This is a genomic window from Defluviimonas aquaemixtae (assembly GCF_900302475.1).
Classification (GTDB): domain Bacteria; phylum Pseudomonadota; class Alphaproteobacteria; order Rhodobacterales; family Rhodobacteraceae; genus Albidovulum; species Albidovulum aquaemixtae.
In genome coordinates this window covers 2,026,405-2,038,296 of sequence record NZ_OMOQ01000001.1, presented here as the reverse complement: position 1 = coordinate 2,038,296, position 11,892 = coordinate 2,026,405, and the positions used below count along the sequence as shown (strand labels likewise).

The window sequence follows — 11,892 nt, the reverse complement described above, 5'->3', positions numbered from 1 at the left end:
GAGCCTCGGTCGAAGCTGGTTAACGGGGGGTTAACGTTGGGCCGCAGATTGCTGGCACGTCGTCATTTTTCGGGACGGTGCGGCCGTTGTGCCTGCCGATGCCGGGACAATATGGGGTCAGGCGACCCGCCGGTCGCGCATTGCGTCCGCGAAGCGCTCGAACAGGTAGTAGCTGTCCTGCGGACCCGGGCTCGCCTCCGGGTGGTGCTGGACCGAAAAGACGGGCTGATCGGCGATGCGGATACCGCAGTTCGATCCGTCGAATAGCGAGACATGAGTCTCGACAACACCCTCAGGCAGCGTCTGGCTGTCCACCGCGAAACCATGGTTCATCGAGGTGATCTCGACCTTGCCGGTAGCCAGTTCCTTGACCGGGTGGTTCGCGCCGTGATGGCCGTGGTTCATCTTGATCGTCTTCGCGCCGAGCGCCAGCGCCAGCATCTGGTGCCCGAGGCAAATGCCGAAGACCGGCAGTTGGCGTTCAAGCACCCCCTGAATCATCGGCACGGCATAGACGCCCGTTGCTGCGGGGTCTCCCGGGCCGTTCGACAGGAACACGCCCTCCGGGTCGTGGGCCAGAATGTCCTCTGCCGTCGCTGTCGCAGGCAGAACAGTCACTTCGCATCCCGCCGAAGCGAGACAGCGCAATATGTTACGCTTGGCGCCGTAGTCGATCGCCACGACGCGCAGCCCTGCGCCCTCGCGCCGGCCGTAGCCCGTGGGCCAGGCCCAGCGGGTCTCTTCCCAGCGGTAACTCTGGGCGCAGGTCACCTCCTTGGCGAGGTCGAGACCGACAAGCCCGCTCCAGGCCCTCGCACGTGCAACGAGGCCCGCGACGTCGAAATTCCCGTCCGGGTCATGGGCGAGCGTGACATGCGGTGCGCCCTGCTGACGGATGGCGCGGGTCAGGCGGCGGGTGTCGACGCCGCCGATTCCAACGCGGCCGCGCTTGACGAGCCAATCGGTCAGCCGCTCGGCCGCTCGCCAGTTGGACGATTCGGTCGGGTCCCATTTCACAACCATGCCGGCGGCGACGGGATCGGCCGCCTCGTCATCCTCGGGATTGGCGCCTGTGTTGCCGATATGGGGGAAGGTGAAGGTCACGACCTGGCCCGCATAGGACGGATCGGTCATGATTTCCTGATAACCGGTCATCGCCGTGTTGAAGACCAGTTCGGCCACCGTTTCGCCCGTCGCACCGAAACCCTGCCCGTAAAAGATCGTGCCGTCGGCAAGCGCGAGGCAGGCCGTGGCTTTGCCTTGGGCGGCGGGCGTGATGGTCATGGAGCGACTCCCCGGGGGGCACAAATCCCGCGGAACCTAAGGGCAGGCAGGCGTCGGGTCAAGGGGGCAGGATTCATTTGCGTTACGTAACGATATCAATAACTTAGACCTGTCTGCGCCGGTTGTGCGTGTCTTTCGTTGGGGATATGCTGGGGGCCTTCTGAAATTCAGGGGATGAACGATCCGATGGATATGCGCGAACGCATCAGTGCGGCCTTGAAGGGTGCTATGAAAACCAGGGAGGCCGCACGGCTCTCGACGCTCAGGCTCATAAACGCCGCGATCAAGGACAAGGACATCGAGCTCAAGGGCGCAAGCGGGGACTCCGTCGTCGGCGACGCCGAGGTCATGGCGATCCTCGCCCGCATGGTCAAGCAGCGTCAGGAATCGGCGCGTGCCTACGAGGAGGGCGGACGGCTCGACCTCGCCGAGCGCGAGCGGCTCGAGATCGGCGTGATCGAGGAGTTTCTTCCGCGCCAGCTTTCTGAGGATGAGGTGCGCGACGCGGTCGACAGGACGATCGCCGACACCGGCGCGAGCTCGATCCGCGACATGGGCAAGGTGATGGGCGCGCTGAAGTCGAAATATGCCGGGCAGATGGATTTCGGCTCCGTCGGTCCGATGGTTAAGGAAAGGCTGGGCTGAAGGCGCGAGCAGCCCGCGACCCGATGGCGGGACGTTCCCGGGTCTGATATGATCGGGTCGCGCCGCAACCCTCGTCCGGGCGGAACGAAGGGCGGCGGCACAGCGCCTTTCGTTCGCTCGCTGGTAAGGTGCGAGGATTGCCGCGCCGGGAAAATTCCTGGACGCGAGCGCGACCGGGGCCGCTCCGCCAGGCTCCGGCACGCGCGCGCCCCCGGACGCATGTCCGTCCAAGCCGCCACCCCAATCAGCATCGCAGCGACCGCGAGGCGCGTGAGTGCAACTGCCTGTCCAGAAAGGGAGGACTATCATGGCATTGCGTTCGGTAACCTATCCGACTGTGGTGCTGCTTCTGATCCCGGTCGGCGCCTTGGCGCAGAGCGACGAGGAGATGATCAAGAGCGCGGAATCGGCGGCGCCCGCCGCCGTCTCGTCCGGGGCCGCCATCTACGCGATGGACGCGGCCGGCGAGATGAAGACGCTCAGGGAAGGCTCGAACGGCTGGTGGTGCATGCCGGATGCCCCGGCGACCCCCGGACCCGATCCGATGTGCGGCGACGCGAATTCGATGGAATGGGCGATGGCCTGGATCGGCAAGACCGAGCCGCCGAAGGGCAAGGTCGGCTTCATGTACATGCTCGCTGGCGGAACGGATGCGAGCAACACCGACCCCTATGCGACCGGGCCGGCCGAGGGCAACGAGTGGATCTCGACCGGGCCGCACGTGATGGTGGTGAACGCGGCCGACATGATGTCGGGCTATCCGGAGGGTGAAAGCCCCGACACGGCAGCGCCATACGTGATGTGGGCCGGCACGCCCTATGCGCATCTGATGGTCCCGGTCCAATAGGGGTAGGCCGCCCGTTCGGGGTGGCGTTCGGGCGGGGCCGCGCCGCAGCGCCACTGGGCCCGCCTGGACGACCCACGGAGCGGCTGAGCCGGTTCTCGCCGGTTTTGACGGGCGCGGGGAACGCCCGGTCTGTCTTTGCGTTTCTGCCCGATACAGCATTCGGAGGGCGAGACCATGCCAGCGAAATCAAAGGCCCAGCAGCGCGCCGCCGGAGCGGCGCTTTCGGCCAAGCGCGGCGAGACCAAGGTGAGCGAGCTTCAGGGCGCGGCACGAGAGATGTACGACAGCATGAGCGAAGACGAACTCGAGGATTTCGCCTCGACCGATCACGATGATCTGCCCGAAAAGAAGGACTGAGCGGAAAGCACACCCCCTTTCATCCATGGCTTCTCCGGTCTAGGTGCCATGCATGAATTGTCCCGGATCCGGGCGAACTGAGCGAAGCGCGCCGGCGGACGGCGCCCGCCCGCTCAGCGTAACGCGATGAGCACCTGCCGCAACTCTTCGGCAAGGGTTTGACGTTCCTCTTCGCTCAGGAAGGCGCCAAGCTCTATCTCCCGTCCTTCTCCCTTGATCGTGAGATAGTTCGGGACGCGACCGCCCGAGGGATAAAGCTGGACCGACACCCAGTACAGATTGGCGCTCCAGCGCTTCTCGGCCCCATCCGGCGCTCGGCGCACGATCTCGATCCGGTCGCTCGCGACCGTGAGTATCTCCACTAGTTCTCCTTCACGATAGCTGCGGCTGAGCGCCCACCAGACGCCCATGACGGCCGCCACCATGAAGGGAAGGAGACCCCACAGGACCACCGTGCCAAGGACCGCGACGAGGGGGATCGCGAGCATCGCCGCCGTCACCGCAATAAAGAGGACAAACCCCCTGCGCGGCAGGGATCTGAAGGGCCAGAGATGCAATTCGGCTCGGGGCTCAAGCGAAAGGGCCCCGGATTGCTCCGGGGCCCCGTTAGGTCGCCTTACCCATTCATAGGGCATGCCTCAGTGGGCGTGGCCGTGATCCCAGTCGCTTTGCTTGGGGAGCGTCTCGAACGTGTGCTCCGGCGGCGGCGAGGGCAGGGTCCATTCGAGCGTATCGGCCGCCGGGTTCCAGTAGTTCGCCTCGCTCACCCGCTTGCCCGCGCGGAGCGTGTAGACCATGACGCCGATGAAGAACAGGAACGACGCGAAGCTCAGGAAAGCGCCCATCGAGGAGACCCAGTTCCAGTAGGCGAACGCCTCCGGATAGTCGATGTAGCGACGGGGCATGCCCTGACGCCCGAGGAAATGCTGCGGGAAGAAGGTGAGGTTCGAGCCGATGAACATCGCCCAGAAATGCACCTTGCCCGCCCATTCCGGATACTGACGGCCGCTCATCTTGCCGATCCAGTAGTAGATGCCCGCGAAGATGGCGAAGACGGCACCCAGCGACATCACGTAGTGGAAGTGCGCGACGACATAGTAGGTGTCGTGATAGACGCGGTCCACGGCGGCCTGGCTCAACACGACGCCGGTCACGCCGCCCACGGTGAAGAGGAACAGGAACCCGAAGGCCCAGAGCATCGGTGTCTTGAACTCCACCGAGCCGCCCCACATCGTCGCGATCCAACTGAAGACCTTGATGCCGGTCGGCACCGCGATCACCATCGTGGCCAGCATGAAGTAGCTCTGCTGGGTCAGCGACAGGCCCACGGTGTACATGTGGTGCGCCCAGACGACGAAGCCCAGGACCCCGATCGCCACCATCGCGTAGACCATCGGCAGGTAGCCGAAGATCGGCTTTCTAGAGAATGTCGAGATGACGTGGCTGATGATCCCGAAGCCCGGCACGACGATGATGTAGACTTCAGGGTGCCCGAAGAACCACAGTATGTGCTGGTAGAGGATCGGATCGCCGCCGCCCGAGGGCTGGAAGAACGTTGTGCCGAAGTTGCGGTCGGTCAGGAGCATGGTGATCGCGCCCGCCAGAACCGGGAGTGACAGAAGGATCAGCCATGCCGTCACGAAGATCGACCAGGCGAACAAGGGCACCTTGTGCAGCGTCATGCCCGGCGCGCGCATGTTCAGGAAGGTCGTGATCATGTTGATCGCACCGAGGATCGACGACGCGCCCGAGACGTGGACCGCGAAGATCGCGAGATCCATGGACCAGCCTGCCTCGTTCGTCGACAAGGGTGGATAAAGCACCCAGCCCACGCCCGAGCCTGTCTGATCGTTGCCGCCCGGCGCCAGGACCGAGGCCACGGCGAGCGAGGTGCCCGCGACATAGAGCCAGTAGGAAAGATTGTTCATGCGCGGGAAAGCCATATCCGGCGCGCCGATATGCAAGGGCATGAAATAGTTGCCGAAACCGCCAAAGAGCGCCGGGATCACGACGAAGAACATCATCAGGATGCCGTGCGCGGTCACGAGCACGTTCCACAGGTGGCCGTTCGGCGTGCAGACCTCGTCCGAAGCGAGCATCCGCGACCCTTCGAGGCACATGTGCTGGACGCCCGGCTCCATCAGCTCAAGTCGCATGTAGACCGTGAAAGCGACCGAGATGAAACCCACCACCGCAGCAGTGAAGATGTAGAGGATACCGATGTCTTTGTGGTTTGTGGACATGAACCAGCGGGTGAAGAACCCCGGATGGCCATGTTCCTCGTGGCCATGAACGGCTGCGTCGGCCATGTTATGCTCCCATTCGATCCGCAAGGCGCAGGCATGGCTGCCGCGCTACGTTATGGACCCCTAATAATTCGGCTTGCGGGGATGGGCAATCGAAGAAGCGGTACGTGCGACGAAAATTCACCCCCCGCGCTTGATGGACGGGGGGTGTGCGGTCGCAGGTCCGGTCGGCGATTCAGTTCGTCGCAGCCTCGCCAGCCGAGTCGGCTTCGGGCGAAACCGAAGCCAGGTAGGCGGCCATATCTTCCTGTCCCTTCGTGAGCTTGAAGGTCATCTTGGACTTCGCCCCAGCATCGCCCGTCTTCTCGGCGAGCCAAGCCTTCGGATCGCTCATGTACGCGACCAGCTCCGCCTCGTCCCAGACCACGCCGGATTCTCCCACCGCCTTGATGGAATCGCCGTATTTGAAGTCGGCCGAGGCCACGGCGCGACCGACGATGCCGTAAAGGTTCGGGCCGGTTTTTCCGCCTTTTTGAATCTCGGTGCCGTCGTCGGCGACGATCATGTGGCAGGCCTTGCATTTCTTGTAATCGCCTTCGCCCGCGGCGGCATCGCCTTCGGCAAAAGCGGGCAGGGCCAGAAGCAGCGGAGCGATGGCGAGCGCCAGAGCTCTGTTCCGGGTGGATGTCATCTTGCGAACCTCATGTATTGATACGCGCGTAGGGTCAGATCATACTGCTTGGGGCGCAGAACTCCAGTAACGCAGACGCCGTTCTAACGCCTCTCTAGCATGGCCGGCCGGCCGGCAACTTGCCTAAAGTCAAGCGAACGCTATGCAGGCGCCGCCCCCGCAGCTCGCAAGGACGCTCAGATATTCGGAAGCCAGTCTGGCGGGTAATTGGGATGGCGATCTTCTCCCTTGTCCCACGGGATGTTGGTGCCGGGATAAACCACGGTGAAGATGCCGCTGCGGATCAGCGCGACGATCATTTCCTCGTCCATTTCCATGAGTATGCCATCGACGTAGATCGCGCGGCGACCGCCCGAGCGCGCTGCCGACTGCTGAGATGCCGGCTTGCCGGTCACCATGACCGACAGGACGACGCTGTTGGGCTTGAGCTTGCTGAAGTCGAGGGTCTGTCCGCCGTAGGCACCAGCCAGGCGGGTTTCGGCGGCGGCGCCCGTCGCGATCAGCGTTGCCAGCGCGAAACCTGCCGCAAAAAGCGAACGTTTCATTGAGAATCTCCTGAATCAATTGCAACAATGCGCGCCAGAATAGCAGTGCTTGCTCGGTTGCACCTATTCCGGGAATCCTGACCGGGCGAACACTTCCCCGAACGTCGCTTTCAGCGCCACATCAAGATCCGCCATCGTCACCGGCAGGCCGAGATCGACGAGGCTCGTCACGCCGTGATCGCGAATGCCGCAGGGCACGATTCCGTCGAAATGCGACAGGTCCGGTTCCACGTTGATTGCGATCCCGTGGAAACTGATCCAGCGGCGGAGCTTCACGCCGATCGCGGCGATCTTGTCCTCGCGTGGCGTGCCGTCGGGCAATGCCGGCTTCTCCGGGCGCGCGACCCAGACTCCGACTCGGCCCTCTCTGAGCTCGCCCCTCACGCTGAACTCGCCGAGCGCCGCAATGACCCAGTGTTCGAGTTTTTCGACAAAGGCGCGCACGTCGCGTCCGCGCCGGTTGAGGTCCAGCATCACATAGGCCACGCGCTGGCCCGGACCGTGATATGTGTATTGCCCGCCGCGGCCGGCGGTAAACACGGGGAAGCGGCCGGGATCGGTCAGGTCAGCTTCGCGCGCCGAGGTGCCGGCGGTGTAGAGCGGCGGATGTTCAAGAAGCCATACCGCCTCATCGGCGCGGCCGGCCGCAATCTCCGCCACGCGCGCCTCCATCGCGACGAGCGTGTCGGCATAGCCGGAAAGGCCCGGCAGATGCGTCCATTCGACCACGTCTCTTTCCCCGGCTGCGGCATCGTCCCGCCTCCACATAACCCCCACCGGCGGCTCTGAAAAGGGAGCCGAGTCCGGAACCCGCACCGCTTCCGCGCCATCGCTCGCCGAGGCAGGAATTCCCGACTACCCACAAAGGCGGCGAGGGCGCATCATGTCTGGTATTCTTCCCCGCCTCGCTGCGGGATTTTTCGACCATAGCATTCTTGGGGGCTGACATGACCGTATTCCAGTTGGCGGCGCTCTCCGTCGCATTCACATTCGGGCTCGTTCTGACATCGGCAATTGCCGCGAGGGCGGACGACGCGCCCGTCACCTCGGCGCAAATGAACCGCCATCTCTACATGCCCCGCACACGCGAAGCGGCGGCGACCGAGGAACAAAAGGCGACCGACCTGCACTCCGCCGAGATCCTGTCGGGTCAGTTGAATCCGGTCGTTCCGGTCGCGCAGATGAACCGCCACCTCTACCATAAGCGGTGATCTACACGCGCTTGCGCCCTCAGGTTTAGGGTAGCCGGCGGGCAACGGCGGACGGGCATTGCCAGAAAGGTGACGTGGGGTCACACTGTAGGTGATTGCAAAGTCCCGGGACAGCGCGCTCGCGCCTGTCTCGGGAGAACTGATTTTGAAAGGGGGATAAGATGTTACTGAAACGGTTTGCTGCGACCGGCGTGGCGCTCTCTCTCGCGATTTCGCCGGCGAGCCCGGTGATGGCCGATGCCGGCGATGCGATCGCCGGCGGCCTAATCGGCGGCATCATCGGCGGCGTCATCGTGAACGAGGCGAACAAGAACAAGCGCACAGTCGTTCGCCGGAGCACGGTGAGAAAGAGCTCGGGCATCAACTCGGCCCAGCGGCAGTCCAATCGCGAAGTACAGGTGGCGCTCAATTACTTCGGCTATCCGGTCGGCTCGGCCGATGGCGTCATCGGCCCGAGAAGCCGCTCCGCGATCTCCGACTACCAGATGACGCTCGGCTATCCCGCGACCGGCCAGCTCACCGAGTACGAGCGGAGCCATCTTCTGACATCCTATCACCGCGCCGTCGCGGGCGGGCCCATGACAATGCAGCTTGCCACGCAAAACCCGATGGGCATGCGCGGCCTGCTCGTCACCTGGCGTGACGAGGCGATGGGCGTGACCTCGCCCTCTCAGATGGCCGTTGTGCCGGCCCAGCCGGAGCCTGCCACTCCCGCCGTGCCTGACACGGTCGAGGCGATGGCGGTCGAGCCGGAACCCGCGCCCACCGAGCCCGCCGCAACGGGCCTACCGACCTTCCTCGGCGGCGGCACGACCGAAGCGTCGCTCGCGTCGCACTGCAACCGGATCAGCCTGATGACCTCGACAAATGGAGGGCTGACGACGGTGGCGACGATGACCGACCCGATGACCGCGCTGGGTGAGCAGTTCTGCCTCGTGCGCGGCTTCGCGATCGCCGAAGGCGAGGAAATGGCCGCGAAGGTGCCGGGCGTGACGCCTGCCGATATCCGCACCCAGTGCGCGGGTTTCGGCCCCGCGATGCAGTCGCAGATCTCCGCACTGTCGCTTGAACCCGCCGACAAGGTGGTGGGCGACGTGCGCGCGTTCGCGCTCTCGACCGGCATGGCGCCCGCGCAGCTTGGCGCGACCGCGAAGATTTGCCTCTCGGTCGGCTACGCGCAGGACGACATGGATGTCGCAATCGCTTCCGGGCTCATCCTCGCCGCGCTCGGCGAGCAGGCTTACGGCGAACTTCTCGGCCACCATCTGAGCCAGGGCTTCGGCGCCGCGCGCCGCTCCGATCTGGCCTTCGACTGGTACGACATGGCGATCGGCGCCTCCGAGACCGCCGGAACGGTCGCGTTCACGCCCGGACAGCCCGAACGCATGCAGCTTGTCCGCAAGGCCGCCTACACGATCGCCGGCCGCGCCGACCAGGCAGAGCTGACCGATCCCGTGCCCGCGGCTCTGCCGAGCTTCGCGGTTCCGCAAGGCCAGGAAGCCGCAGCCGAACCGGCCGCCCCGGGCGCGGCCAACACTGTCGCCTTCAGTTCCGATCAGGTCGACGCGCTCCCGTTTGCGGCAAAGCTGCCGTTCCTGCTGTTCAAGAACTGAGACGCCGGGGCTCCTAAGTCTCTCCTGCAAGGCGGGTGCAAACCCGCCTTGCCTTCTCTGTGCCGAAGCCTCCGGTCTTTTTTGTGGGAGCCGGAAAATGCCCCTTCACATTGCCGCAGCGTTTGGCTAAGAAGCGCCCACCTCGGCCCGGGGTGAGCTTCGGGCAGCGTGCGGTTGTGGCGGAATTGGTAGACGCGCAGCGTTGAGGTCGCTGTGGGCTAACCCCCGTGGAAGTTCGAGTCTTCTCAACCGCACCATTTCTTCGTCTGGCCCGGCGAACAGCAAACTGATGCCATGGCCGGGTCTCCGCCTAGAGCTTGTCCAGCAGCGTGAGCAGCCGCTCCGCCTCGCGCGCCGTCAGGTTGTGCGTGGTGCGGGCAGAGATGCGTTGGGCGACGGGCACAACTTCGGTCAGCAGTGCGCGCCCGGCCTCGGTCAGCGAGATGTCGATCCTCCGGCGGTCGGTGGCGGACGGCGCGGTCGCGATCAGCCCCTTGCGCGCCAAGCGTTCGACCACACCTTTCGTGGTCGCCGCGTCCATCGCCACGAGCCGGCCGAGGTGGTTTTGCGACAGCGCGCCTTCGTCGTTGAGCTTGACCAGCGCCGAGAATTGGCGCGGCGTCAGTTCCGGCATCTCGGCGGCGAATATCTCCAGGTGCCGCTGGTTCGCCAGACGCAGCTTGAAGCCGATTTGATCTTCAAGCCGATATCGCGTTTCCTTGTCCAAACCTTCCCCCGTCGGTTGCGCCTGGACGTCCGATGCCCTTGGGGGCAGAGTAAACAGGCGCTGACGGGAAATACAAGTCAGGCCGGGGCTAAGCGGTCGTCAGTGCGTCGAATTCGTTTGACAGCAAACGAGTCGCGGCGCTGTAATCGAAGCGAAACAGCGTCCGCATTCGACCGTGGCGGCGGCCGCTGAGGGAGGACCCGATGGGAAGGGCGAGGGCACGAGCGAAGGCGGTCGGAACGCGGCCGGCTGCGCCGCTCTGGCCGGGTGCGACAGCGGCACGCGACGCGGCCGGAAGGCTTGTCCTGTCGCAGGGCCCCATCGAACTGATCCTCGACCTGGGCGGCGCGGCCGATGAGATTGCGCGGGCGGAAGCCGTGGCACAGAAGGCGTTCTCGGGCGTCCTTGAGGAATTGGTTTCAGAACTTTCGCTTCTGCGGCGCCCGATCGCATCCGGCGGCAAAGAGCCGAACGGCCCGGTGGCGCGGCGCATGGCAAGAGCGGTCGCGCCGCATGCAAACTGGTACATCACGCCGATGGCGGCCGTGGCGGGTGCCGTCGCCGATCACATCCTTGAGGCGATCTCCGGACGTTGCGCGCTCGAACGCATAGCCATCAACAACGGCGGCGACATCGCGCTCCGCCTTGTGGGCGACGCGCGCTACCGGATCGGCATCTCGGATTATCGTCAGACGGCTCGTTTCGCCGGCATCGTCTCCATAGGGGCCCGGGACGGCATCGGAGGCATCGCCACGAGCGGCTGTCATGGCCGCAGCCATTCGCTCGGCATCGCCGATGCGGTGACGGTTCTGGCCAGGTGCGCGGCTGACGCCGATGCCGCCGCGACGCTTATCGCCAATGCTGTCGATTTGCCGGACTCGCCCAAGATCCGGCGGCGCCCCGCCCGCGAGCTGTCGCCCGACAGCGATCTGGGCAACCGCCTCGTCACGGTCGATGTCGCGGCACTCGATCCCGACGAGACGGAGCGCGCGCTCGACGCTGGGGTCCGGCGGGCCGGGCAAATCGTCGCGACGGGAGCCGCGCGCGCTGCGTTTCTGTCCTTGCAGGGCAGTATTCGGACCGTGGGCGCGGGCGACGCGCTTGGCTCCGCGACAGCGGGCAGGGAAGAGGAGAACTGATGGGCAAGGCAATGATCCGCAAGATCGTCACCGTCGTCGAGGAAGTGCAGAGCGAGATGGGGCAGGCGATTTCTCCGCCTACGCGACGCGCCGCCGCAATCGCCGTCATCGCGAACCCCCATGCGGGGCGCTACGAGGCCGATCTCGAGGACCTCATGGCGATCGGCGAGGAACTCGGCGGAATTCTGGGTGAGGCTTGCGTCAAGGCGCTCGGCATCACACCCGCCGAGGCGCAGAGCTACGGCAAGGCCGCGCTCGTGGGCGAGAACGGCGAACTGGAACATGCCGCCGCGATCCTGCATCCGCGCCTCGGCAAGCCTTTGCGGGCGGCGGTCGAAAAGGGGGCGGCGCTCGTGCCGTCAAACAAGAAGCGCGGGCCGATGGGTCATCCGCTCGACATACCTCTCGGACACAAGGATGCCGCCTATGTGCGCTCGCATTTCGACGGGATGGAGGTGCGGGTGAACGACGCCCCGCGCGCCGACGAGATCCTCGTCGCCGTCGCCGTGACCGACAGTGGCCGGCCCCTGCCGCGTGTCGGCGGGCTGACGCATGACGAGGCCGAGGGCAAGGACGGGCTGCGCTGA

The 11,892-nt window shown here is 65.1% G+C and carries 14 protein-coding genes and 1 tRNA gene; 8 read left to right on the top strand and 7 right to left on the bottom strand.

Translation table 11 applies throughout. From position 1 onward, the window contains the following. Window positions 1-117 precede the first annotated feature (117 nt). Window positions 118-1,284, bottom strand: coding sequence for a glutamine-hydrolyzing carbamoyl-phosphate synthase small subunit (carA, locus tag DEA8626_RS10005; RefSeq protein ID WP_108852813.1), 1,167 nt, complete (start codon window positions 1,282-1,284; stop codon window positions 118-120). Between the two features lie 186 nt (window positions 1,285-1,470). On the opposite strand from carA, the gene DEA8626_RS10000 reads away from it, so the two are divergent. The 3 genes from DEA8626_RS10000 (at window position 1,471) to DEA8626_RS09990 (ending at window position 3,133) form a co-directional block, all read left to right on the top strand. Next, window positions 1,471-1,929, top strand: coding sequence for a GatB/YqeY domain-containing protein (locus tag DEA8626_RS10000; protein WP_108853413.1), 459 nt, complete (start codon window positions 1,471-1,473; stop codon window positions 1,927-1,929). Window positions 1,930-2,236: 307 nt separating this feature from the next. Further along, window positions 2,237-2,776, top strand: coding sequence for a hypothetical protein (locus tag DEA8626_RS09995; protein WP_219929183.1), 540 nt, complete (start codon window positions 2,237-2,239; stop codon window positions 2,774-2,776). Between the two features lie 174 nt (window positions 2,777-2,950). Then, complete coding sequence (locus DEA8626_RS09990; protein WP_108852812.1) at window positions 2,951-3,133, top strand: DUF3008 family protein; 183 nt, start codon at window positions 2,951-2,953, stop codon at window positions 3,131-3,133. Between the two features lie 113 nt (window positions 3,134-3,246). On the opposite strand, the gene DEA8626_RS09985 is transcribed toward DEA8626_RS09990, so the two are convergent. The 5 genes from DEA8626_RS09985 to lipB all read right to left on the bottom strand — a co-directional run bounded on the left by DEA8626_RS09985 (window position 3,247) and on the right by lipB (window position 7,344). Further along, complete coding sequence (locus tag DEA8626_RS09985; protein WP_108852811.1) at window positions 3,247-3,768, bottom strand: DUF2244 domain-containing protein; 522 nt, start codon at window positions 3,766-3,768, stop codon at window positions 3,247-3,249. A gap of 3 nt (window positions 3,769-3,771) precedes the next feature. Beyond that, window positions 3,772-5,442: a cytochrome c oxidase subunit I gene (ctaD, locus tag DEA8626_RS09980; RefSeq protein WP_108852810.1), complete on the bottom strand. Its 1,671-nt coding sequence runs from the start codon at window positions 5,440-5,442 to the stop codon at window positions 3,772-3,774. Between the two features lie 172 nt (window positions 5,443-5,614). Then, entirely contained in the window at window positions 5,615-6,070 is a 456-nt protein-coding gene (locus tag DEA8626_RS09975) for a c-type cytochrome (RefSeq protein ID WP_108852809.1), read from the bottom strand. 176 nt (window positions 6,071-6,246) lie between these two features. Further along, a complete protein-coding gene (locus DEA8626_RS09970; protein ID WP_108852808.1) occupies window positions 6,247-6,615 on the bottom strand; it encodes a hypothetical protein in 369 nt (122 codons plus the stop codon). A gap of 63 nt (window positions 6,616-6,678) precedes the next feature. Further along, window positions 6,679-7,344: a lipoyl(octanoyl) transferase LipB gene (lipB, locus tag DEA8626_RS09965; protein WP_245890819.1), complete on the bottom strand. Its 666-nt coding sequence runs from the start codon at window positions 7,342-7,344 to the stop codon at window positions 6,679-6,681. Between the two features lie 218 nt (window positions 7,345-7,562). On the opposite strand from lipB, the gene DEA8626_RS09960 reads away from it, so the two are divergent. The 3 genes from DEA8626_RS09960 (at window position 7,563) to DEA8626_RS09950 (ending at window position 9,696) form a co-directional block, all read left to right on the top strand. Further along, window positions 7,563-7,826, top strand: coding sequence for a hypothetical protein (locus DEA8626_RS09960; RefSeq protein ID WP_108852806.1), 264 nt, complete (start codon window positions 7,563-7,565; stop codon window positions 7,824-7,826). 161 nt (window positions 7,827-7,987) lie between these two features. After that, window positions 7,988-9,439, top strand: a complete 1,452-nt coding sequence (locus DEA8626_RS09955; RefSeq protein ID WP_108852805.1) for a peptidoglycan-binding domain-containing protein — start codon at window positions 7,988-7,990, stop codon at window positions 9,437-9,439. A gap of 170 nt (window positions 9,440-9,609) precedes the next feature. Continuing rightward, window positions 9,610-9,696 (top strand) — tRNA-Leu (locus tag DEA8626_RS09950). Window positions 9,697-9,749: 53 nt separating this feature from the next. Here the strand turns inward: DEA8626_RS09950 and DEA8626_RS09945 are convergent. Further along, window positions 9,750-10,166, bottom strand: coding sequence for a MarR family winged helix-turn-helix transcriptional regulator (locus DEA8626_RS09945; protein WP_245890818.1), 417 nt, complete (start codon window positions 10,164-10,166; stop codon window positions 9,750-9,752). A 203-nt stretch (window positions 10,167-10,369) separates the two neighbouring features. On the opposite strand from DEA8626_RS09945, the gene DEA8626_RS09940 reads away from it, so the two are divergent. Next, the gene (locus DEA8626_RS09940) at window positions 10,370-11,305 is read left to right on the top strand and encodes a UPF0280 family protein (protein ID WP_108852804.1); all 936 of its coding nucleotides are present in this window, start codon (window positions 10,370-10,372) and stop codon (window positions 11,303-11,305) included. Further along, on the top strand, window positions 11,305-11,892 hold the full coding sequence (locus tag DEA8626_RS09935; RefSeq protein WP_108852803.1) for an amino acid synthesis family protein: 588 nt from the start codon (window positions 11,305-11,307) through the stop codon (window positions 11,890-11,892). Before DEA8626_RS09940 ends, DEA8626_RS09935 begins: the two co-directional genes overlap by 1 nt.